This window comes from Pantoea sp. 18069 (assembly GCF_902706035.1).
Taxonomy (GTDB): Bacteria; Pseudomonadota; Gammaproteobacteria; order Burkholderiales; family Burkholderiaceae_C; genus Comamonas.
In genome coordinates this window covers 1-22,416 of record NZ_CACSJA010000045.1, presented here as the reverse complement: position 1 = coordinate 22,416, position 22,416 = coordinate 1, and the positions used below count along the sequence as shown (strand labels likewise).

At 65.1% G+C, this 22,416-nt stretch carries 15 protein-coding genes, 1 pseudogene and 1 riboswitch; of the genes and pseudogenes, 7 read left to right on the top strand and 9 right to left on the bottom strand.

The features are described from left to right. Positions 1 to 6: 6 nt before the first annotated feature. Entirely contained in the window at positions 7 to 3,072 is a 3,066-nt protein-coding gene (gene fdnG, locus GVL12_RS23250) for a formate dehydrogenase-N subunit alpha (RefSeq protein ID WP_159917946.1), read from the bottom strand. Positions 3,073 to 3,343: 271 nt separating this feature from the next. After that, positions 3,344 to 4,432 (bottom strand): AI-2E family transporter, encoded by a 1,089-nt coding sequence (locus GVL12_RS23245; RefSeq protein ID WP_159917945.1) that lies wholly within the window; start codon positions 4,430 to 4,432, stop codon positions 3,344 to 3,346. 207 nt (positions 4,433 to 4,639) lie between these two features. Between GVL12_RS23245 and GVL12_RS23240 the strand changes: the two genes are divergently transcribed. From GVL12_RS23240 to GVL12_RS23215, 6 genes are all read left to right on the top strand, one after another. Next, positions 4,640 to 7,519: a 2-oxoglutarate dehydrogenase E1 component gene (locus tag GVL12_RS23240; protein ID WP_159917944.1), complete on the top strand. Its 2,880-nt coding sequence runs from the start codon at positions 4,640 to 4,642 to the stop codon at positions 7,517 to 7,519. Between the two features lie 45 nt (positions 7,520 to 7,564). After that, on the top strand, positions 7,565 to 8,821 hold the full coding sequence (gene odhB / locus GVL12_RS23235) for a 2-oxoglutarate dehydrogenase complex dihydrolipoyllysine-residue succinyltransferase (protein WP_159917943.1): 1,257 nt from the start codon (positions 7,565 to 7,567) through the stop codon (positions 8,819 to 8,821). 118 nt (positions 8,822 to 8,939) lie between these two features. After that, a complete protein-coding gene (lpdA, locus tag GVL12_RS23230) occupies positions 8,940 to 10,367 on the top strand; it encodes a dihydrolipoyl dehydrogenase (protein ID WP_159917942.1) in 1,428 nt (475 codons plus the stop codon). 151 nt (positions 10,368 to 10,518) lie between these two features. Next, on the top strand, positions 10,519 to 11,622 hold the full coding sequence (gene zapE / locus GVL12_RS23225) for a cell division protein ZapE (RefSeq protein WP_159917941.1): 1,104 nt from the start codon (positions 10,519 to 10,521) through the stop codon (positions 11,620 to 11,622). Positions 11,623 to 11,627: 5 nt separating this feature from the next. Then, a complete protein-coding gene (locus GVL12_RS23220) occupies positions 11,628 to 12,371 on the top strand; it encodes a hypothetical protein (protein WP_159917940.1) in 744 nt (247 codons plus the stop codon). A gap of 98 nt (positions 12,372 to 12,469) precedes the next feature. After that, positions 12,470 to 13,753, top strand: a complete 1,284-nt coding sequence (locus tag GVL12_RS23215) for a lytic murein transglycosylase (RefSeq protein WP_200844029.1) — start codon at positions 12,470 to 12,472, stop codon at positions 13,751 to 13,753. 62 nt (positions 13,754 to 13,815) lie between these two features. Here the strand turns inward: GVL12_RS23215 and GVL12_RS23210 are convergent, their stop codons facing one another. From GVL12_RS23210 to GVL12_RS23185, 6 genes are all read right to left on the bottom strand, one after another. Next, a complete protein-coding gene (locus tag GVL12_RS23210) occupies positions 13,816 to 14,646 on the bottom strand; it encodes a (2Fe-2S) ferredoxin domain-containing protein (RefSeq protein ID WP_159917938.1) in 831 nt (276 codons plus the stop codon). Next, positions 14,643 to 15,437: an ABC transporter ATP-binding protein gene (locus GVL12_RS23205; protein ID WP_159917937.1), complete on the bottom strand. Its 795-nt coding sequence runs from the start codon at positions 15,435 to 15,437 to the stop codon at positions 14,643 to 14,645. Before GVL12_RS23205 ends, GVL12_RS23210 begins: the two co-directional genes overlap by 4 nt. Continuing rightward, positions 15,434 to 16,519, bottom strand: a complete 1,086-nt coding sequence (locus tag GVL12_RS23200; RefSeq protein WP_159917936.1) for an iron ABC transporter permease — start codon at positions 16,517 to 16,519, stop codon at positions 15,434 to 15,436. Before GVL12_RS23200 ends, GVL12_RS23205 begins: the two co-directional genes overlap by 4 nt. Next, a complete protein-coding gene (locus GVL12_RS23195; RefSeq protein ID WP_159917935.1) occupies positions 16,516 to 17,568 on the bottom strand; it encodes an ABC transporter substrate-binding protein in 1,053 nt (350 codons plus the stop codon). The genes GVL12_RS23200 and GVL12_RS23195 overlap by 4 nt, the downstream gene beginning before the upstream one ends. A gap of 65 nt (positions 17,569 to 17,633) precedes the next feature. After that, on the bottom strand, positions 17,634 to 19,751 hold the full coding sequence (locus GVL12_RS23190) for a TonB-dependent siderophore receptor (protein ID WP_159917934.1): 2,118 nt from the start codon (positions 19,749 to 19,751) through the stop codon (positions 17,634 to 17,636). A gap of 143 nt (positions 19,752 to 19,894) precedes the next feature. Then, positions 19,895 to 20,136, bottom strand: a riboswitch (cobalamin riboswitch). A gap of 192 nt (positions 20,137 to 20,328) precedes the next feature. Continuing rightward, entirely contained in the window at positions 20,329 to 20,934 is a 606-nt protein-coding gene (locus GVL12_RS23185; RefSeq protein WP_159917933.1) for a TetR/AcrR family transcriptional regulator, read from the bottom strand. Between the two features lie 135 nt (positions 20,935 to 21,069). Here GVL12_RS23185 and GVL12_RS23180 point away from each other — a divergent pair, with 135 nt between their 5' ends. After that, entirely contained in the window at positions 21,070 to 22,113 is a 1,044-nt protein-coding gene (locus tag GVL12_RS23180; protein WP_159917932.1) for an MBL fold metallo-hydrolase, read from the top strand. Positions 22,114 to 22,228: 115 nt separating this feature from the next. On the opposite strand, the pseudogene GVL12_RS23175 reads toward GVL12_RS23180, so the two are convergent. Then, a pseudogene (locus GVL12_RS23175) lies at positions 22,229 to 22,416 on the bottom strand (dihydrolipoyl dehydrogenase); the annotation flags it as partial.

Below are 22,416 nucleotides of genomic sequence, written 5' to 3'. Positions count from 1 at the left end.
TACTCCTTAGGCCTTTTCCACCTTCACGAGGAAGGTTTTGGATTCTGGTGTGTTGCTGTTGCCGTCACCAATCGATGCCGTGAGATTGTTGGCCATATAGCCCTTGCGCCCGGTCGACGAGAAGCCCCAGTGGATGGGGATGCCGACATGGTGCACAGTCTTGCCTTCGATCTGCATGGCCTTGAGGCGCTTGGTCACCACGGCCGCGGCCTTGACGAAGCCGCGCTTGGAACTCACCTTGACCTGCTGTCCGGTGGCGATTCCCAGCTCCTGCGCCAGCGCTTCGCCGATTTCGACGAACTGTTCGGGCTGAATGATGTTGTTCAGCTGAACATGCTTGGTCCAGTAGTGGAAATGCTCGGTCAGGCGGTACGTCGTGCCCACGTGCGGGTACTCGGCGGCCGTGCCGTCCGTGCCCTTGGTGGATTCGAGGATGCGCGCCGCGGGGTTGATGACCGCGAGCTTGTTCTCCGGGTACATCGGGTTGTAGCCCAGCGGGTTGTCGAACGCCTCGTAGTGCGTGGGGAACGGCCCTTCGTTCATGCCCTTGCGCGCGAAGAAGCGCGCCACGCCTTCGGGGTTCATGATGAACGGGCCGACCGTGGCCGGGTCCATGGTCACCGCGATGTCGGGCACGTCGGCGCCGGCCCAGGCCTTGCCGTTCCACTCGACGAGCTTGCGGTTCGGGTTGAAGGCCTTGCCCTGCAGGTCGCAGGAGGCGCGGTTGTAGAGCACGCGCCGGTTGGCCGGCCAGGCCCAGGCCCAGTTGAGCGTGTTGCCTATGCCCGTCGGGTCGGAGTTGTCGCGCCGGGCCATCTGGTTGCCCGAGGACGTCCAGCAGCCGGACCAGACCCAGCAGCCGCCCAGCGTCGTGCCATCGTCGCGCATTTCGCCGAAGCCGGCCAGTTGCTCGCCGGCCTTGCGTATCAGCCTGGTCGGGTCCTTGGGGTCGAACAGGTCGACCAGCGCGCGGCCGTTGTACTCCTTGGCGACTTCTTCCGAAGACGGGTGCGCAGCCTGGGCGTAGGGCCAGTACAGGTTGGCAATGGGGTCGGGGAACTTGCCGCCGTCCTTGGCATAGGCCGCCTTCAGGCGCAGGTGCAGCGCCGACATGATGGCGATGTCGGTCCTGGCCTCGCCCGGCGGCTCGGCCGCCTTCCAGTGCCACTGCAGCACGCGCGACGAGCTCACCACCGCGCCATCTTCCTCGGCGAAGCAGGTGGTCGGCAGGCGGAAGACTTCGGTCTGGATGGCTGCGCTGTCGACATCGTTGAACTCGCCGTGGTTCATCCAGAACTCGGAAGTTTCGGTGACCAGCGGGTCCATGATGACCAGGAACTTGAGCTGGGACAGGCCCTTGCGCACATTGTTGCTGTTGGCCAGCGCGGCCAGCGGGTTGAAGCCCTGGGCGATATAGCCGTTGACCTTGCCCTGGTTCATCATGTCGAAGATCTGCAGCATGTCGTACTGCCGGTCGAGCTTGGGCAGATAGTCGAAAGCCCAGTTGTTCTCGGCCGTCGCCGCCGGTCCGTACCAGGCCTTCATCAGGCTCACATGGAACTTGGGCGTGTTCGACCAGTAGTTCATCTGGCCCGGGCGCATGGCCTTGGGCGTGCGCGCGTCGATGTACTTCTGGTACTCCTGCTCGCCTTCGTTGGGCAGCGACAGGTAGCCCGGCAGGCTGGCCGACAGGATGCCCAGGTCCGTGAGGCCCTGGATGTTGGAGTGACCGCGCAAGGCGTTCATGCCGCCGCCCGCGACGCCGATGTTGCCCAGCAGCAGCTGGATCATCGCGCCGGTGCGCAGGATCTGCGCGCCGGTCGTGTGCTGTGTCCAGCCCAGCGCGTAGAGGATGGTCGCGACCCGGCCCGACTCGGCCGTCGACGCCAGCTGTTCGCACACATGCAGGAACTTCGGGATAGGCGTGCCGCAGATGCTCTCGACCTTTTCGGGCGTGTAGCTCGCGTAGTGGCGCTTGAGCCACTGGTAGACGCAGCGCGGGTGCTCCAGCGTCGCATCGACCTGCACATAGCCGTCGGCATCGAGCTCATAGTCCCACGAGGATTTGTCGTAGGTGCGCTTTTCGGGGTCGTAGCCCGCGAAGATGCCTTCGTCGAACGCGAAGTCCTCCTTCACGATATAGGTGAAGTCGGTGTAGTTCCTCACGTATTCGTGATGGATCTTGTTGTTTGTCAGCAGATAGTTGATGACTGCGCCAAGGAACACGATGTCGCTGCCCGACCGGATGGGGGCATAGAAATCGGCAACCGATGCGGATCGGTTGAAGCGCGGGTCGACCACCATGAAGTGCGCATTGTTGTGCTCCTTCGCTTCGGTCACCCATTTGAAGCCGCAGGGGTGGGCTTCAGCGGCATTGCCGCCCATGATCAAAATAACGTCCGCGTTCTTGATGTCGACCCAATGGTTCGTCATCGCTCCACGGCCAAACGTCGGGGCAAGACCTGCCACCGTCGGGCCGTGTCAGACACGTGCTTGGTTGTCGAGTGCAAGAAGGCCCCAGGAACGGGCCACTTTGTGCGTGATGTAACCGGCTTCATTGCTGGAGGCCGAAGCGGCCAGCATGCCGGTGGTGAGCCAGCGGTTGACTGTCTGGCCCTTGTCGTTTTGCTCGACGAAGTTCGCGTCGCGGTCGTCCTTGAGCAGCTTGGTGATGCGGGTCAGCGCCTCGTCCCACGACATGCGCTTCCACTCGGTCGAGCCGGGCGCGCGGTATTCGGGGTACTTGAGGCGGCTGGGGCTGTGGACGAAATCCAGCAGCGACGCGCCCTTGGGGCACAGCGTGCCGCGGTTGACCGGGTGGTCCGGATCGCCTTCGACGTGGATGACCGACAGCTTGGCGTTCTTGGAGCCATCGCCGAGCGAATACATCAGGATGCCGCAGCCTACGGAACAGTAGGTACAGGTTTGGCGCGTGACCGTGGTCGCGGCCAGCTTGAACTGGCGCACCTCAGCAAGGGCAGCGGTGGGCGAGAAGCCCATGACTGCCAAGCTGGATGCGGCCAGACTGGAGCCAGTCACTTTCATGAACTGGCGTCTGGAAAATTGCACCATGGGGGGTACCTTTTTTTAATGTGGACGCTTGTATGCTGGATTCTAGAAGTAACAACTTCATCCTATGCCACTGAGCGCCACTGCCGCAGGCCCGTTGTCGGGTTCTCTTGCTTGCTTGACATATCGTCCAAAGCCATTCTTATGGCCTGTGGTTTTTGTGCAAGACGTATCGTGCTTTATTTGCGCGCTGCGTCGCCTATTTGTCGGAACGCGCAAAAGCTGGTGCTTGCGCGCCCCCGCGCAGCACGCTGCAGGCCACGCAAAGCGGGTCTCAGCCCTTGGGAGGCAATGGCGCCGCAGCGTCGTCGGTGACGGATTTCAGGTCCTGGCTGAACAGGTCCCAGACCGCGATGAACAGCGCGGCGATCAGCGGGCCGATGACGAAGCCCGTGAGGCCGAACAGCGACATGCCGCCGAGCGTGGAGATCAGCACCACGTAGTCGGGCATCTTGGTGTCCTTGCCGACCAGCACAGGGCGCAGCACGTTGTCGACCAGGCCGATCACCAGCACGCCATAGGCCGCAAGAATGCTGCCTTTGACGATGTCGCCGGTGGCGAAGAAATACAGCGCCACCGGCCCCCAGATCAGGCCCGCGCCCACGGCGGGCAGCAGCGACAGGAAGGCCATGACCACGGCCCAGAGCACGGGCCCCTGGATGTCGAGCAGCCAGAAGATCAGCCCGCCGAGCGCGCCCTGGGCCATCGCGACGGCCAGGTTGCCCTTGATGGTGGCGCGCACCACGGTGGTGAACTTGCTGGCCAGCGCGGCCTTGTGCGAAGGCTCCAGCGGCAGCGCATGGCGGATGCGCCGGGCGAGCTGGGCGCCGTCGCGCAGCAGGAAGAACAGCAGGTACAGCATGATGGCGAAGCTCACGATGAAGCCCAGCGTGTTCTGCCCTATGCCCACGGCCTGCGTGGCCGCGATCTTGCTGGCCTGCACGGCGACGCTCGAGAGCTTTTCCTGGACTTCGGTGACCGACGCCAGGCCCAGCCCTTCGAGCGCGCGCGTGGCCCAGGCGGGCAGGGCGGACATGATCTGCTGGAAATACGCGCCGACGTTGATCTCGCCGGTGGAGAGGTTTTGATAGATCAGTGCCGCCTCGCGCACCAGCGAGGCGCCGATCAGCACCAGCGGCAAAATGACGATCAGCAGGCACAGGCCCAGCGTGGCCAGCGCCGCCAGGGTCGGCCTGCGCGGCATGCGTGCGAGCAGGCGCTGGTGCATGGGGGCAAACAGCACGGCCAGCGAGACGCCCCAGAACACCGCGCCCAGGAAGGGCCAGAGAATGGCGAAGAAGCCTGCGGTGACGAGGCACAGCAACAGCAGAAACACGCGGTGATAGAGAGTAGTGCTTTTCATGGGCGCAGCTGCGTTGGATATAGTTGCAAATGTAATCGACCCGCGTTGCGTCGGATGGAGTGGCCTTGCCGGTTCGGTGGCACAATGGCGGGCGCAACCAAGGCCCTTCCCCATGCCACAGTCGCATCCGCCAATCGGTAAAGCCGTGTCGCGGAAGGTCTACCAACCAGCTAATGCTTTCTCCAGGAAAGCGGAGGTCAGCGGAATATGAGCGATCAGACAACTGTCTATCAAGCCTACCAAGGCAATACCTATCTCTTCGGTGGCAATGCACCGTATGTCGAAGAGATGTATGAGAACTATCTTGCCAATCCCGGCAGCGTGCCCGACTCGTGGCGCGAATACTTTGATGCGCTGCAGCATGTGCCCGCAGTCGACGGCTCCAATGCCCGCGACGTGCCCCACCTGCCGGTCGTCAACGCGTTCGCCGAGCGCGCCAAGCAAGGCGGCACGCGTGTCGTCGTCGCTTCGGGCGCGGACTCCGAGCTGGGCCGCAAGCGCACGGCTGTCCAGCAGCTGATCGCCGCCTACCGCAATGTCGGTCAGCGCTGGGCCGATCTCGATCCGCTCAAGCGCACCGAGCGCCCCTCGATTCCCGAGCTCGAGCCGTCGTTCTACGGCTTCAGCGACGCCGATCAGGAGATCGTGTTCAACGTCGGCAACACCTTCTTCGGCAAGGAAACCATGTCCCTGCGCGAGTTGCTCAACTCGCTCAATGAAACCTACTGCGGCGCCATCGGCGCCGAGTACATGTATGCCACCGACCAGAACCAGAAACGCTGGTGGCAGCAGAAGCTCGAAACGATCCGCAGCAAGCCCCAGTTCGATGCCGCGCAGAAAAAGCGCATTCTCGACCGCCTCACGGCAGCCGAAGGCCTGGAGCGCTTCCTGCACACCAAGTACGTGGGCCAGAAGCGCTTCTCGCTCGAAGGCGGTGAAAGCTTCATCGTCGCGATGGACGAGCTGATCCAGTCGGCCGGCTCCAAGGGCGTGCAGGAAATTGTCATCGGCATGGCCCACCGCGGCCGCCTGAACGTGCTGGTCAATACGCTGGGCAAGACCCCGCGCGACCTGTTCGCCGAGTTCGACCACACCGCTCCCGAAGACCTGCCATCGGGCGACGTCAAGTACCACCAGGGCTTCAGCTCCGACGTGTCGACGGCCGGCGGCCCGGTCCACCTGTCGCTGGCCTTCAACCCGTCGCACCTCGAAATCGTCAACCCCGTGGTCGAAGGTTCGGTGCGTGCGCGCATGGACCGCCGCGGCGACCCGCTGGGCAAGCAGGTGCTGCCCGTGCTGGTGCACGGCGACGCGGCCTTTGCCGGCCAGGGCGTGAACCAGGAAACGCTGGCGCTGGCCCAGACCCGTGGCTACACCACGGGCGGCACGGTGCACATCATCATCAACAACCAGATCGGCTTCACGACGTCCGATCCCCGCGATACGCGCTCGACGCTGTACTGCACCGACATCGTGAAGATGATCGAGTCGCCCGTGCTGCACGTCAACGGCGATGATCCGGAAGCCGTGGCTCTGGCCGTGCAGCTGGCTCTGGAATTCCGCATGGAATTCGCCAAGGACGTGGTCGTGGACATCGTCTGCTTCCGCAAGCTGGGCCACAACGAGCAGGACACGCCCGCGCTGACCCAGCCGCTGATGTACAAGAAGATCGCTGCCCACCCCGGCACGCGCAGGCTGTACGCCGACAAGCTGTCCGCACAAGGCCTGGGCGAGACCCTGGGCGACGACATGGCCAAGGCCTACCGCGCCGCGCTCGACGAAGGCAAGCACACGGCCGACCCGGTGCTGACCAACTTCAAGAGCCAATACGCTGTCGACTGGAGCCCCTTCCTGGGCAAGCCCTGGACCGACGCCGGCGACACCGCCATTCCGCTGACCGAGTGGAAGCGCCTGGCCGAGAAGATCACCACCATTCCCGAGTCCGTGTCTCCGCACGCGCTGGTCAAGAAGGTGTATGACGACCGCGCAGCCATGGGCCGCGGCGACGTCAACGTCGACTGGGGCATGGGCGAGCACATGGCTTTCGCCTCGCTGGTCGCTTCGGGCTACCCCGTGCGTCTGTCGGGTGAAGACTGCGGCCGCGGCACCTTCACGCACCGCCATTCGGTCATCCATGACCAGAAGCGCGAAAAGTGGGACACCGGCTCCTACGTGCCATTGCAGAACGTCGCCGAGAACCAGGCCCCGTTCGTCGTGATCGACTCTATCCTGTCGGAAGAGGCCGTGCTCGGCTTCGAATACGGCTACGCTTCGAACGATCCCAGCACCATGGTCATCTGGGAAGCCCAGTTCGGCGATTTCGCCAACGGCGCCCAGGTCGTGATCGACCAGTTCATCGCCTCGGGTGAAGTCAAGTGGGGCCGCATCAACGGCCTGACGCTGATGCTGCCGCACGGCTACGAAGGCCAGGGCCCCGAGCACAGCTCGGCGCGCCTGGAGCGCTTCATGCAGCTGGCGGCCGACACCAACATGCAGATCGTGCAGCCGACCACGGCCAGCCAGATCTTCCATGTGCTGCGTCGCCAGATGGTGCGCAACCTGCGCAAGCCGCTGATCATCATGACGCCCAAGTCGCTGCTGCGCAACAAGGATGCGACTTCGCCGCTGTCCGAGTTCACGACCGGCGCCTTCCAGACCGTGATCCCCGAGCAAGACCAGGCCATCGTGAACAACGCCGCCAAGGTCAAGCGCGTGATCGCCTGCTCCGGCAAGGTGTACTACGACCTGGTGAAGAAGCGTGCCGAACGCGAGCAGGACGACGTCGCCATCATCCGCGTCGAACAGCTCTATCCGTTCCCGCACAAGGCTTTCGCCGCCGAGCTCAAGAAGTACCCCCAGGTGACCGACATTGCCTGGTGCCAGGACGAGCCGCAGAACCAGGGCGCCTGGTTCTTCATCCAGCACAACATCCACGAGAATATGGTCGAAGGACAGAAGCTCGGCTACTCCGGCCGCGCCGCATCCGCCTCGCCTGCCGTAGGATATTCGCACCTGCACCAAGAACAGCAAAAGGCGCTGGTCGAAGGCGCATTCACCAAGCTCAAGGGTTTTGTTCTGACCAAGTAAGGCCGGAAACCCGAAATCAGTACAAACCTTTTGGAAAGAAACACCATGGCTATCGTAGAAGTCAAAGTCCCCCAGCTGTCCGAATCCATCGCCGAAGCGACCATGCTCACCTGGAAGAAGAAGGTTGGCGAAGCAGTTGCTGTCGATGAAATCCTGATCGAGATCGAAACCGACAAGGTCGTGCTCGAAGTGCCCGCTCCTTCGGCTGGCGTGATCACCGAAATCTTGCAAGGCGACGGCGCCACCGTGATTGCCGAGCAACTGATCGCCAGGATCGACACCGAAGCCGTTGCGGGCGCCGCTGCCGCTGCCCCGGCAGCTGCTGCAGCCCCCGCCGCCGCACCTGCCGCCGCCGCAGCCCCCGCCGCCGGTGGCAACAAGGGCGACGTCGCCATGCCCGCCGCTGCCAAGCTGCTGGCCGAGAACAACCTGTCGGCCGCCAACGTGGCGGGCTCGGGCAAGGATGGCCGCGTGACCAAGGGCGACGCCCTGGCCGCGATCAAGGGTGGCGTGCAATCCACCGCCGCCGTGATACCCACGGGCGTGCCTACCAAGGCGCTGCCCCAGGTGTCCGCACCTGCAGGCAAGCAAGACCTGGGCGAGCGTCCGGAGCAGCGCGTGCCCATGACCCGCCTGCGTGCCCGCGTGGCCGAGCGCCTGCTGCAATCGCAGTCGACCAACGCCATCCTGACCACGTTCAACGAAGTGAACATGGCGCCCGTGATGGCCATGCGCAAGAAGTTCCAGGACGACTTCACCAAGGAACACGGCGTGAAGATGGGCTTCATGTCCTTCTTCGTCAAGGCCGCCGTGCACGCCCTGAAGAAGTACCCGGTGCTCAACGCTTCCGTGGACGGCAACGACATCGTCTACCACGGCTACTTCGACATCGGTATCGCTGTCGGTTCGCCGCGTGGCCTGGTGGTGCCCATCCTGCGCAACGCCGACCAGATGAGCTTTGCCGACATCGAGAAGAAGATCGCTGAATTCGGCCAGAAGGCCAAGGACGGCAAGCTGGGCCTGGACGACATGACCGGCGGCACCTTCTCCATCTCCAACGGCGGCACCTTCGGCTCGATGATGTCCACTCCCATCATCAACCCGCCCCAGTCGGCCATCCTGGGCGTGCACGCGACCAAGGACCGCGCCGTGGTCGAAAACGGCCAGGTCGTGGTGCGCCCGATGAACTACTTCGCCATGTCCTATGACCACCGCATCATCGACGGCCGCGAAGCCGTGCTGGGCCTGGTGGCGATGAAGGACGCGCTGGAAGACCCCGCACGCCTGCTGTTCGACCTGTAAACCCCGCGCTGGTCAGGTCCACTAGCCCCATCAAAACCCACCCCCCAGCGGCCCGCGTTCAGCGGCGCAACGCACGGCGGTGGGTTTTTTCCGAAATGCATTGAGAGAGTATTGAGACATGAGCAAGCAATTTGACGTCATCGTGATCGGCGCCGGCCCCGGCGGCTACATCGCCGCCATCCGCGCAGCCCAGCTGGGCTTCAACGTCGCCTGTATCGACGAATGGAAGAATGAAAAGGGCGGTCCCGCACCCGGCGGCACCTGCACCAACGTCGGCTGCATCCCCTCCAAGGCGCTGCTGCAGTCGTCCGAGCACTTCGAGCATGCGAAGCTGCACTTCGCCGACCATGGCATCTCCACGGGCGAAGTGGGCATGGACGTGGCGAAGATGATCGGCCGCAAGGACGCGATCGTGAAGCAGAACAACGACGGCATCCTGTACCTGTTCAAGAAGAACAAGGTCACGTTCTTCCACGGCCGTGGCTCGTTCGTCAAGGCCGCTGACGGCGGCTACGAAATCCGCGTGGCCGGCAAGGAAGAAGAAACGCTGACGGCCAAGCAGGTCGTGGTCGCCACGGGCTCGAACGCCCGCGCGCTGCCCGGCGTGCCGTTCGACGAAGTCAACGTGCTGTCGAACGACGGCGCGCTGCGCCTGGGCACCGTGCCCGCGAAGCTGGGCCTGATCGGCGCCGGCGTGATCGGCCTGGAAATGGGCTCGGTCTGGCGCCGTCTGGGCACGGAAGTGACCGTGCTCGAAGGCATGGACAAGTTCCTGCCCGTGGTCGACGAGCAGATCGCCAAGGAAGCCAAGAAGGCTTTCGACAAGCAGGGCCTGAAGATCGAAACCGGCGTCAAGGTCGGTGACATCCAGGTCAGCGACCAGGGCGTGACCGTGGCCTACACCAACGCCAAGGGCGAAGCCCTGACGCTGGCTGTGGACAAGCTGATCGTCTCGATCGGCCGCAGCGCCAACACCATCGGCCTGAACGCCGAAGCCGTGGGCCTGGCCCTGGACGAGCGCGGCGCGATCATCGTCGACGACGACTGCAAGACCAACCTGCCCGGCGTCTGGGCCGTGGGCGACGTGGTGCGTGGCCCCATGCTCGCGCACAAGGCCGAGGAAGAAGGCGTGGCCGTGGCCGAGCGCATGGCCGGCCAGCACGGTCACGTGAACTTCGCGACCCTGCCTTCGGTGATCTACACCAGCCCCGAAGTGGCATGGGTGGGGCGCACCGAGCAGCAACTCAAGGCCGACGGCGTCAAGTACAAGGCCGGCACCTTCCCGTTCCTGGCCAACGGCCGCGCGCGCGCGCTGGGCGACACGACCGGCATGGTCAAGTTCCTGGCCGATGCCGAGACCGATGAGATCCTGGGCGTGCACATGGTCGGCCCCATGGTCTCCGAGCTGATTTCCGAAGCCGTCGTGGCGATGGAATTCAAGGCCTCGAGCGAAGACATCGCGCGCATCTGCCATGCCCATCCCTCGCTGTCGGAATCGACCAAGGAAGCGGCGCTGGCCGTCGACAAGCGCACGCTGAACTTCTGATTCACCTGCGTTCGCAGCGGGCCCTGAACCGGTTTCAGGGCGCCGCATCCGCCGAGTCGCGGCCCGGCCGATCGCGGCCCGGCCGAAAGTGTCTGCTTGCCAGGTGCTTTCGGCTTTTGTCATTTCACACTTGCACCGTCAGATCACCCGCATGTCCCAGTCTGTTCGTAAGGCCTATGAGGCCGAGTTGCTTGCTAAAGGTTTTCAAAGCGATCCTGCCCAGTTGCGCGCCGTCGAGGCCTTGCAGCGCTGCGCGGATGAATGGGCGGCCTACAAGGGCAAGCGATCGAACGCGTTCAAGAAGCTGATCAACCGCCCGGAGATTCCGCGCGGCGTCTACATGTATGGCGGCGTGGGGCGCGGCAAGAGCTTTCTGATGGAATGCTTCTTCGACGCCGTGCCGCTCAAGCGCAAGGCGCGCCTGCACTTCCATGAGTTCATGCGCGAAGTGCACCGCGAACTCGCGGGCCTGCAAGGCGTGCAGGACCCGCTCGATGTGCTCGCGGCGAACATCGCCAAGAAATACAAGCTCATCTGCTTTGACGAGTTCCATGTCGCGGACATCACGGACGCGATGATCCTCTACCGGCTGCTCGTGGCCCTGTTCGACAACGGCGTGGGTTTTGTGACCACGTCGAACTTCACGCCCGACGGCCTGTACCCCAACGGCCTGCACCGCGACCGCATCCTGCCGGCGATTGCCTTGCTCAACGAGCGCATGGACATCGTGAATGTCGACAACGGCACCGACTATCGCCGGCGCACGCTGGAAATGGTCAAGCTCTACCACACGCCTCTGGGCCCCGAGGCCGATGCCGCGATGGAAGAGGCTTTCAACCAGCTCGCCGAAGTGCATGACGAAGACCCGGTGCTGAACATCGAGGCGCGCGAGATCCGCGCGCGCCGGCGTGCGGGCGGCGTGGTCTGGTTCGACTTCAAGACGCTGTGCGGCGGCCCGCGCTCGCAGAACGACTACCTCGAGATCGCCACGCAGTTCCATACCGTGCTGCTGTCGGACGTGCCTTTCATGCCCGTCAACATGGCGTCGCCCGCGCGGCGCTTCACCTGGCTGATCGATGTGCTCTATGACCGGCGGGTCAAAATCATCCTTTCGGCCGAAGTGGCTCCCGAGCAGCTCTACACTCATGGACCGCTCGCGCATGAATTTCCGCGCACTGTGTCCCGGCTCAACGAGATGCAGTCCCAGGAATTCCTGGCACTCGAGCACCGCCTCGTCGATACCAGCCTGACCTGACGCCCATGCCCTTGCACCGCCTGTTCCTGCGTACCCGCGCCGCGCTGCGTACTGTCGCGCTGGCCGTGGCCCTGCCTTTGGGCGCTGGCCTGGCGCTGGCCGCCGACCCGTCCCCGGCGAAGGCGCCTGCGGCCGAAGGCAGTGCCTCGAAAGCGCAGCGCGCTGCCGTCAAGGCCCAGCGCGATGCCGCGCGGGCGCGCATTGCCACCGAGCGCGAGGCCATCCAGCAGCGCCGCAGCCAGGAAGAAACCGCCTGCTACCAGCGTTTCGCGGTCGAGGACTGCCTGAGCGAAGTGCGCACCCGGGCGCGCGTTGCGGACAACGCCTTGCGCCTGCAGGAAAGCGAAATCAACGCCGCCGAGCGGCGCGAGAAATCCGCTGATCGCCTGCGCTCGATCGAGCAGAAGGTCGAAGAGAAAAACCAGCAGACCGATGCCAGGCCCGGCGTCGAGGGCAAGGTGCGCGGGCCCAGGCCTGCGCCGGGCGCACCGACGGCGAAAGACCTGGTCGAAGCGCAGGCGCTGCGCGCGCAGCAGGCGCGCGAGCGCGCCCAGGCCCAAAGCCAGCACCAGCAGGCCCATACGGCCGAGCAGGCGCGCAAGCAGGCGGCCGAAGCCGAGCGCCGCGCCGCCTCACGCCAGCGCTACGAAGAAAAGCAGCGCGAAGCGCGCGAGAACCGCGAACGCCAGCGCGCCAAGGCCGAGGAATCGGGCAAGCCCAAGGCCGCGCCGCTGCCGCCTGCGCAGTAGTCGAGTCCGCTGGGGCTGACGTTTTCAGCCAGGGCGGCCTTACCGGCACCGGGGGCGCCATATCACCCTGGTTCCATAGAACGGCGAGAATGGGACGAATGCAAATAACATCCCATTTTTCAGCACCGGCTCGCCGCTGGCTTGTTCCCGGTTTGCTGGCGCTCTTCGCCGTTGCGGCTTGCACCTCCGCACCATCGGTTGAAACCGAGGCACCTGCGCCATCGATGGTCGGCGCGAGTCCGGCCCTGTCCGGCGAGGTCGAACACAGCCAGAAGTTTGCCCGCTGGGTGGCCGAGTTCAGCACCAGCGCACGCGCAGCCGGCATCGACGAGGCAACGCTCCAATGGGCATTCGATGGCGTGCGCTTCGTCCCGCGCGTCGTCGCATTGGATAGTGCGCAGCCCGAGTTCACCCGCACGGTGTGGGACTACCTCGACAGCGCGCTGTCGACGCAGCGAATCGTCCGTGGCCAGGACAAATTGCGGCAACTGCGCCCCGAAGTCGACACCATTGCAGCGCGTTACGGCGTCCCGACAGAAGTCCTCGTCGCGATCTGGGGCCTGGAGAGCAATTACGGCAGCAACGTCGGCGACATTCCGACCATAGACGCCCTGGCGACGCTGGGCTTCGAGGGCCGCCGCGAAGCGTGGGCGCGTGGCCAGTTGCTCGCCGCATTGAAAATCCTGCAAAACCGTGACATAGCCCGCGCGCAGATGATAGGTTCGTGGGCCGGGGCCATGGGCCAGACGCAATTCCTGCCCTCGAACTTTCTGGCGTACGCGGTCGATGCCGATGGCGACGGCCGCCGCGACATCTGGGGGAGCGTTCCCGATGTGATGGCTTCGACCGCGAACTTCCTGGCACGCTCCGGATGGCAAGCCGGCCAGCCGTGGGGGCTCGAGGTCCGCTTGCCGCGGGGATTCGACCACGCGCGCGCCGACGCCGACCTGCGGCAGCCGACAGCCCAATGGGCAAGCGAGGGTGTGCAGTCCATGGACGGCGCGCCGCTGCCGGCGTTGGAGGGCGCCACGATTTTGCTTCCCGCCAGCGCACGCGGGCCGGCCTTCCTGGTCGGAGCCAACTTCCGCACGATACTGCGCTACAACAACTCGACCAGTTATGCGCTTGCCGTCGGCCTGTTGGCGCAAAAGCTGATGGGCGGCCCCGCGGTGCAGGCCTCCTGGCCGCGCGATCTGCAGGCCCTGACAAGCAGCCAGGTGAGGGCGTTGCAGACGGCGCTGAACGCACGTGGCTTCGACAGCGGAACGCCCGACGGCGCCATGGGCCCGGCCACGCGGCGCGGCGTTCGTCAATACCAGCTTAGCCTGGGCCTGCCGGCGGACGGCTATCCGACGCTGGATTTGCTGCAGCGCCTGCGCTGACGCGATCAAGACCTGCATCTGGCATTCCTGGCGCTCTGGCCCAAAAGGCTTTGAACATGTTCCTAGATGCGGACCACTGTGCGTGGTCCATGGACGCGTAAATCCTCGTTCACCTGGTCGTGCAGCACATGCTGGCTCAGCACGGGCGCGATATTGGAGCGGTCCATCGGGCCGTACCACTGACCGCCGGGATAGACGATCATCAAGGGACCATGGTTGCAGGGGTACTGGCAACTGGTCTGCAACAGCATCACCTTTTTCTTGAGGCCGGGGCTTTCGCGAACCGTATGCGCCAATTCGGGCCACAGCTGCACCGCACCCTTGGCCGCGCAGCGCGGTCCCATGCACCACAGCACATGGTGCTGGTGCTCGGGCACCATGGACCAGCCCTTGGGGTCGTGCTCCCAGTCATCGTCGCCCACCACGCCGGGCACATCCTGTGCATCGGGTCGCGTCAACACCTCTTGAACAGTCAGGGCCAGCACATCGGCCAGCTGCGGTGTCTGCAGCAGGGGCTGGGCAAAGATCAGGCGCGGGCGGTCATCGATGCCTACATGGCTGGCACGCCAGCGCATGATCAATTTGTGCAGCCAGCGGCGCAGTGATGGTTCGTCCGGCACCATCACCGGCAGGATGACGATGGTCTGCGCCGCCGCACACAGGTCCAGTGCTTCGGGCAGCGCGGGCTGGGAGCGGTCCACAAAAGCCGGCTGCACCATCAGGAGCGACCGGCCTTGCGCGGTCACAGCGGTGTGCAAGCGCTGGGCCAGTTCTGCCAGCTCGGTCGCGCCGTTGGCGTAGGCGGCGCCGCGACTCAGAAGGACGATGGCCAGCGATGCGCCCTTGTCCGCCGCTGCGTCCGTGGTGATGGGCAAGTGGGTCGGGGTGGTCATAACAGCGCATCCGGCAGAAATTCAATCAATGGCTTGCCGCTGCGCGGGCTGGGGCGTACCAGGGCGCGCACGCCGTACACATCGGCAATGATGTCGGGCGTGAGCACCTGCGTGGGCGTGCCCTGGGCGACAAGCGCGCCGTCCTTGAGCAGGTACAGCCGGTCGCAGTAATGTGCGGCCAGGGGCAGCTCGTGCAGTGCGGCCAGCGCCGTCAGACCCAGGCTGCGTATGAGGTTCATCAGCTCGAACTGGTGGCGCACGTCGAGGTGGTTGGTGGGCTCGTCCAGCACCAGCAGCGGCGCCTGCTGGGCCAGGGCGCGGGCCATGAGCACGCGCTGTTTTTCACCGCCGGAAAGCGTGGAGAAAATGCGTTCCGACAGTACCTCGGCATCCACCCGCTGCAGCGCCTGGGCGACGATGCGAAAGTCTTCCTCGCCATCCCTTGCAAACGGCGACTGGTGGGGCGTGCGGCCCATCAGCACCACATCGCGCACGCGCAGCTCGAACTCGCTGGCATTTTCCTGCGCCAGCACCGCCATGGCGCGGGCGTTGTCGCGCGCACTGGTGCGCCATACATCGCTGCCGTTGACCCGTACGCTGCCGCTGGCGGGTTGGAGGGTGCGGTAGATCATGCGCAGCAAGGTGGATTTGCCGCTGCCGTTGGGGCCCAGCAGGCCGACCAGCTCGCCTTGCGCCACATGCAGGCTCACATCGCGCACGATATGGGCGGCTGCGGCTTGCCAGCTCAGGCCTTGGGCCTGCAGGTGGGGGCTGGGTGAAGGCGCGTTCATGCCACCAGCCTTTCACGCGCGTTCCTGCGGCACAGCATCCAGGCGAAAAACGGGCCGCCCAGCAAGGAGGTGATGACGCCTACAGGCACTTCAGCGGGCGCAAAGGCGATGCGCGAAAACACATCCACCCAGACCAGGAAGATCGCGCCCACCAGCGCCGCCACGGGCAGCACGCGGCGGTGTTCCGCGCCCACCAGCATGCGGGTGACGTGGGGCACGATCAGGCCCACAAAGCCAATCGGTCCGGTCAGTGCCACCAGCACGCCGGTGACCAGCGAGACCAGCACAAACAGCCAGCGCCTGGTGCGCGTGGTGTCCACTCCCAGCGTGGCAGCGCTTTCCTCGCCAGACAGCAGGGCGTTGAGCGCGCGCGCCTGCGTCAGCAGCAAGCCGGCACCAATCACCAGCAAACCGGCAGGAAGGCCCAGCTCATCCCAGCGGGTGCCGGCCAGGCTGCCCAGCGTCCACGTCAGCACGGAGTTGGCCAGCTCGCGCTGGTCGGCCGTCAGCACGATCAGGCTGGTGATTCCGCCCAGGCAGTAGGCAATGGCCACGCCGCCCAGAATAAGGCGTGTGGCCTGCAATTGTCCATTGGCGTAGGCGAGGAAATACACGGCCACGCAGGCCGCCAGCGCGCCGCCAAAGGCACCCAGCGGCAAGGCCAGTTCACCCGCGAATGCCAGCATGCCAAACGCAATCACGCTGACCGCGCCCACCGATGCGCCCGACGACACGCCCAGCAAATACGGGTCGGCCAGCGGGTTGCGCACCATGGCCTGCATGGCCACGCCCACCAGCGCCAGGCCCGCGCCGACGAGCGCCGCCAGCAGCACGCGCGGCATGCGCACGCGCCAGACGATTTGCGATTGCGCCGGGCTCCAGTCGCCGGGCTGCAGGTCCATGCCCAGCCGGGTGCCCATTTCATGGGCGGTGATCAGCCATGCCTGCTGGGGGGCAATGCGCACGGGCCCCAAGGTGATGGCCAGCGTGAGCGACACCAGCAGCAAGGCCAGCAGTGCCGCGAGCCACAACGCCAGCTGGCGGCGCTGCAGCGCAAAGGCCAAAGTGGTGGACGTGGTCATGGTGGGGTGATCTGTTCGGGGTGCAGCGCCCGGGCCAGCCGGCGCGTGGCCTCCACATTGCGCGGGCCGGGCGTGGCTTCGGAGAAATCCATCAGCACAAACTTCTGCTCGCGTATGGCCTTGACCTGGGACAGCTCGGGCGTGCTGAGCAGGAACTGGCGTTTGCTGTCTGCGGTGGGGCGGTCGTTGTCCACGATGACAATCCAGTCCGGGTCGCGCGCGATCACGTCTTCCCAGTTGCCGCGCATCCAGCTGCTGTCCAGGTCGTCGAAGATGTTGCTGGCACCGGCCGCTTCCATCATGGCCTGTGGCATGGCATAGCGGCCGGTGGTGACAGGGATGTCGGTGCCGCTGTCATAGACAAACACCTTGGGCTTGTGGGCGACGTCCTTGAGCGCATCGGTGATGCGCCGCAGCTCGGCGCGCTGGCCGTTGACCAGGGCCTCGGCCTGTGTCTCGATCGCAAAAATACGGCCCAGGTTGAGCAGGTCCTGGAAGGTGTCTTCCAGCGACACGCGTTCGCGTGCCACCTGGCGAATGCAGGACTCGCTGAGTACGTAGCTGGCAATGCCCAGCTCTTGCAGGTTTGCGGGCGTGATCTGGCCTTGGCGAAAGCCATAGGCCCAGCCACTGAAGACAAAGTCCGGCTGGGCATTGAGCAGGGTTTCCAGGTTCATGCCCTGGTTGGACAGATCGGGAATCTTCTCCAGCAAGGGCTGCAGGGCCGCTGGCAGGCGCTGGATGTCGCGCACGCCGCCATAGCCCACCAGGCGATCCTGCAGGCCCAGCGCCAGGAACATCTCGGTGATATTGATGCCGTGCGTGACGGCGCGCTGCGGCACCCGGGTGTAGGTGACGGGCTGGCCACAGACTTCAAGGGTGATGGGCGCACGCGCCTCCTTGGCGGGCGCAGTGCGGCCATCGGTGGCGCGCTGCTCGGAACAGGCGGTCAGCGCCAGACCCCCGATCACCGCGGCCACCGTGATGGCAGAACGCTTCAGGAAACAGGACCGCAGGAACTGGTTGCGCATGTCTCTATGGAATTTCATGGGATCCTGGTGATGAATTCGGGTAAATACATGCGCTGGCAGCTGCCTGGTTTCCAAGCCCGAAGTCAGAACGCGAACTCTGCGCTCAGATCCACGCGGCGGCCTTCGCCCGGATAGGCTTGAGCCGCCCTGGCATTGGATACGGCCGAGTAGGTGTAGAGCTTGTCGCTCAGGTTGCGCACCGTCAGGCGGTAGGTGCTGTGCGGTTGGGGGCGCCAGCTCAGCGCCGCATCCCATACGGTGTAGCCGCCGCTCGTGGCCGTATTGGCGTTGTCGGCAAAGCGCTGACCCACGGCGCGCGCGCCCAGCGATGCCTGCCAGCGGCCCATGCTGCCATGCGTGGTGTAGTGTGCCCACAGGTTGGCGGTGTTGCGCGCCACATTGGTGGGGCGCTTGCCGGAGCGGTCAGCGCCGCCGGCTTCCATCAGTTCGTCATATTTGGCATCGACCCAGGCGTAATTGCCCTCCAGGCGCCAGTGGGGCGACACGTGCAGCAGGCTGCTGAGCTCCAGGCCCTGGGAATGCTGCTTGCCGCCTTGTATCGACAACTGGCTGTTGTTCGGGTCGCGGGTGATGATGTCTTTTTTCTCTATGCGGTAGGCCGCTGCCGTCCACTCGCCCTGGCCTTGGGCGAACTGCTGCTTCAGGCCCACTTCGATCTGGCGTGCCGTGGTCAGCTGGTAGTCGCGGTTGGCGAGGTTCAAGGTCAGGACATTGGTGACCGGGTCATGGCCTTGCGAGACCTGGCCGTACAAGCTGGTCTGCGCGTCGAGCTTGTGCGTCAGACCCAGGCGCCAGGCGGTGCCGCCCAGGGTCTTGTCGAACGAGCCGCTGCCGATCAAGTCGTTGCGAGTGAAGTCCGTCAGGTCGCGGCGAATGCCGGCCAGCAGCAGCCAGCGCTCGCCCAGCGTCCAGGCGTCTTCGGCATAGAAGTCATGCGTGGTGGCCTGCGTGCTGAAGCGGGGCACCATGGCGCTGGGGCTGTTCCAGGGGACGGGGCTCAGATCGGCGATAGGGCTGGTCACCATGCGGCTGTCCGAGTTGCCCGCATAGCGGAACTGGGCGCGGCTGGCCTCCCAGCCCAGCACCAGTTGGTGGGCACCGGCCTGGAGCCTGGACTCCAGACGGTTGCCGGTCTGTTCCAGATCGTGGGACAGCTCCAGGTAATCGCCGCGGCTGATGGTCTGGGCCACGGGGTCGTAGCGGTAAGCCTCAATATTGCGCCAGTAGCGGTCGGCCTTGAAGTGGTAGAGCTCGTTGCTCACACCGAGCCATTCGTTGACCTGGTACTGCATGCGGCCGCGCACGCGCTTGTCCTTGATGCGGATATCGCTGTCATCGGTGTTGAAGTTGCGGCCCAGCAACTCGGGCACGATGCTGCCGTTGACGGTGGGGGTGCCGAAGTAGCGCGCGGGCTTCTCGTCACTCACATCGGCAAGCAGTTCAAAACGCAGCGCAGCCGTGGGCTGCCAGCGCAGGGTGCTCATCAGCTTGGCGCCGCTGGCGCGGGCCATGTCGTGCTCGCCGTTGGTGTGGTGGCCATAGGCGTCCACACGGTAGCTCAGGGTGTCGCTCAGCGCTCCACCCATGCCCAGGCCCAGCTTGGCCGAGCCATGCGAACCCGCGCCGACCAGCACCTCGCGCAGCGTCTCGCGCGTGGGCTGCTTGCGCACGACATTGGCCGTTGCGCCCGTAGTGCCTGTGCCATAGACGATGGAGGCCGGGCCACGCAGCACCTCCACCCGCTCGTAGCCCCAGCTGTTGGCGGGGTAGGGCGTGGTGGTGGAGGCCACGCCCAGGCGGATACCGTCTTCGGCAATGCCCACGGAATTGGTGCCCGTGAAGCCCCGTGTGCTGAAGGACAGGCTGTTGTAGCTGGTGGCGGACAGCGGCGTCATGCCCACGGTGCGGCCGATGATGTCGGCCATGCGGCTGTCTCCGCGTGCTTGCCAGGTTTGCTCGTCGACATGGTCCAGGCTGGCAGGCAGATCGAGCGTGCCAATGCCGGTGCGGCTGCCGGAGGTGGTTTTCTGCGACAAGCCCAGGCGGCCTTCGGCCGTGCCCGTTACGTGGACGGTGGGAAGTTGAGCCGGCGCGTAGGCGCTGGTGGCGGGCTCTGCGGCCATGGCCAGTGCAGCGGGTACCCAACCGATCAGCGCGGCAGGCAAAGTGAAATGATTCATTGTGGTCACTGGATGCTGACCGCCTGCCTGCTGGTGACGAGCCCATGCCACGGCATGGGGTACCCCTGCCGCTGGCTTGTTGCCATCACGCTGCTCCCCGCAGACGGTCGTTGCAAATGCTGGCGAAGGAGTGTTCAACCCCTGTCGCGCAGCGCTCAACAGGCCGGTATCCGGGCTGACAGATGGCTGGGGGGCCTGCCGCTCGCCTTCCCAATGCTGCCGCGCACCCCGCAGGGGCCACGTAAAGCACCAGTGACTGGCTCTTGCACCGCAAGAGCCCTGAGTCGGATTTATCTGTTTACCGTTGCGGGGGCAGCCAGGGCTTTGCACCCTGTTCCCGTTTAACCCGGGACTGAGCCCGGGCACCTGTTGCACGAAATTGGACTGGAAATCCCGGCACATCGGTATGCCGACAATCTCCCGCCAATTCGCCGCGCAGTATATCGCGTCATCCGACACCAAGATGCTGGCGGGCGCTGCGGTGGCGGGCCCGCGCTCCATCCATGCGCCTGCGCCGGGACCAGGCCTTATGGCCGGCCATGCGCGAGGTGACGAACGCCTGCCGCGGCCTTTGCCCTTACGCCGCGTAGCGGCTCAGAACCAGTTCGGCGGTATCGGTCGCCAGCTGCTTCTGTGCCTGGTTTCCCAGCCGCGGCTGTCCCATCGTGACCTGCGGCCAGAACGCGCTGCCCTTCACCAGGCTTTCCATCTGCTGGACTATCTGCAGCGGATCGGCCGGTTTGAGCCGTCCGTCTTTCTGCGCTGCGCGCACCCAGGTGAGCAGCGCGCTTTCCTTTTGCGCCAGTCGCGCCAGCATGTCCTGCGCCCGCTGCGGTGAGTGAATGGTGGCGGTGATGAGCACCCGCGCCAGGTCGATGAAGTCTTCACCGGACACCATCGCCACTTTCTGCAGCAACAGGGCCGACAGCTGTTCGTGCAGCGGCAGCCCGGGCCGGTAGGCCAGATCCAGCATGGCCACGCTGCGCTCCCACAGCTGCGCCAGGATCTCCGCGAACAGCGCTTCCTTGCTGACAAAGTGGTTGTACAGCGTGCGTTTGGACACCTCGGCCGTGGCTGCCACCTTGTCCATGCTGGTGGCCTCAAAGCCGCTGGCGCGGAACTCCGCCACGGCGGCCCGCACGATAGCGGCGCGTTTGCGGTCTGTGAGTCGCTCGGTCGTCATGCCTGAAATTATCACACCGCTGGGTTTACTTTTTTGAAAATGAAAACTACACTCTGCAGTGTACTTTTCTCAACCCGGGCTTTTCCCTTCATGCGTCTTCGCGCTCTCACCCTTTTTGCAGGAGCCCTCATCACCATGGCGTGTCTTTCGTTCTCCGCCTGCAGCAGCACCCCCGGTCTCAGCGGCTCGCCGCAAGCGGAAGAGGGCCGTTTCCGCAACGCGGTCGAAGCCGCTGCGCCGGGCTGGCGCAAGGCCTTGGCGATCACCTGGCGCCTTCTTGTCGACAAACCCGCCGACACCGTGCCGTCAGTGCCGGTTCCGGTGGCAGCGCTGACGGTCGCGCAGCTGCAGGCCGCGCCCGACGGCAGCCTGTACCGGCTGGGACATTCGACCTTGCTGATGAAACTTCAGGGCGGGCTTTGGCTGACCGACCCGGTGTTCTCGCAACGGGCATCGCCGGTGCAGTGGATGGGTCCGAAACGTTTCCATGCGCCGCCCATTCGCCTGGAAGACCTGCCGCCCATCGAGGGCGTGATCCTGTCGCATGACCATTACGACCACCTGGACCATGACGCCATCCTGGCGCTGGCGCCCAAGGTGCGCCATTTCATCGCCCCGCTGGGCGTGGGCGACCGTCTGATCGAATGGGGCGTGGATGCGGCCAAGGTGCAGCAGCTCGACTGGTGGCAGTCGGTGGAGGTCGGCGGCGTGCAGCTGATCGCCACGCCGGCCCAGCATTTTTCGGGCCGATCGCTCAGCGACCGCAACCGCACGCTGTGGGCTTCCTGGGTGATACTGTCAGGCGACCTGCGGCTGTTCTTCAGCGGTGATACCGGCTACCACGCCGACTTTCGCACCATCGGCGAGCGCTATGGCCCGTTCGACGTGACCATGGTCGAGACCGGCGCCTACGACCCCCAGTGGCCGGATGTGCACATGCAGCCCGAAGAAACCCTGCAGGCCCACCTGGACCTGCGCGGGCGGGCCTTGCTGCCCATACACAACGGCACATTCGACCTGGCCCTGCATGCCTGGGACGATCCGCTCGAACGCATCGTGCAGCTGGCCCAGGCCCGCGACGTTGTCACCCTCACGCCGGTCATGGGTGAGGAAGTGAGGCTGGCCCGGCCGCAACCGACAGCACGATGGTGGCGCACGCCTGCCGTTGCGACCGAGTAGCGCGCGTTGCGGCGCCTTGGCAAAGGGATGGCTTTCGGTAGGCGGTTCAAGGCGTCCACGCAGGCGCCCCGCAAGGAGCGCGGCCTGACCCAAGCCGCCCTGGGTGAGCGCCAAATCAACAAAATGCGGCAGGCAAATCCGTACAAGAACCATGGGCCGCTTCCGCTGCCATGCCAATGCTTTCGCCCAGCGTCGGGTGCGGATGGATGGTCTTGCCTATGTCGACGGCGTCCGCCCCCATCTCGATCGCCAGCGCGATCTCGCCAATCATGTCGCCCGCATGCGTGCCCACCATGCCGCCGC

Excerpts from the sequence above, each read along its gene's own strand:
- GVL12_RS23240 (WP_159917944.1), top strand. The coding sequence starts at position 4,640 with ATGAGCGATCAGACAACTGTCTATCAAGCCTACCAAGGCAATACCTAT.
- lpdA (WP_159917942.1), top strand. The coding sequence starts at position 8,940 with ATGAGCAAGCAATTTGACGTCATCGTGATCGGCGCCGGCCCCGGCGGC.
- GVL12_RS23220 (WP_159917940.1), top strand. The coding sequence starts at position 11,628 with ATGCCCTTGCACCGCCTGTTCCTGCGTACCCGCGCCGCGCTGCGTACT.
- zapE (WP_159917941.1), top strand. The coding sequence starts at position 10,519 with ATGTCCCAGTCTGTTCGTAAGGCCTATGAGGCCGAGTTGCTTGCTAAA.
- GVL12_RS23200 (WP_159917936.1), bottom strand. The coding sequence starts at position 16,519 with ATGACCACGTCCACCACTTTGGCCTTTGCGCTGCAGCGCCGCCAGCTG.
- odhB (WP_159917943.1), top strand. The coding sequence starts at position 7,565 with ATGGCTATCGTAGAAGTCAAAGTCCCCCAGCTGTCCGAATCCATCGCC.
- GVL12_RS23245 (WP_159917945.1), bottom strand. The coding sequence starts at position 4,432 with ATGAAAAGCACTACTCTCTATCACCGCGTGTTTCTGCTGTTGCTGTGC.
- GVL12_RS23190 (WP_159917934.1), bottom strand. The coding sequence starts at position 19,751 with ATGAATCATTTCACTTTGCCTGCCGCGCTGATCGGTTGGGTACCCGCT.
- GVL12_RS23210 (WP_159917938.1), bottom strand. The coding sequence starts at position 14,646 with ATGACCACCCCGACCCACTTGCCCATCACCACGGACGCAGCGGCGGAC.
- GVL12_RS23180 (WP_159917932.1), top strand. The coding sequence starts at position 21,070 with ATGGCGTGTCTTTCGTTCTCCGCCTGCAGCAGCACCCCCGGTCTCAGC.
- GVL12_RS23185 (WP_159917933.1), bottom strand. The coding sequence starts at position 20,934 with ATGACGACCGAGCGACTCACAGACCGCAAACGCGCCGCTATCGTGCGG.
- GVL12_RS23195 (WP_159917935.1), bottom strand. The coding sequence starts at position 17,568 with ATGAAATTCCATAGAGACATGCGCAACCAGTTCCTGCGGTCCTGTTTC.
- GVL12_RS23215 (WP_200844029.1), top strand. The coding sequence starts at position 12,470 with ATGCAAATAACATCCCATTTTTCAGCACCGGCTCGCCGCTGGCTTGTT.
- GVL12_RS23205 (WP_159917937.1), bottom strand. The coding sequence starts at position 15,437 with ATGAACGCGCCTTCACCCAGCCCCCACCTGCAGGCCCAAGGCCTGAGC.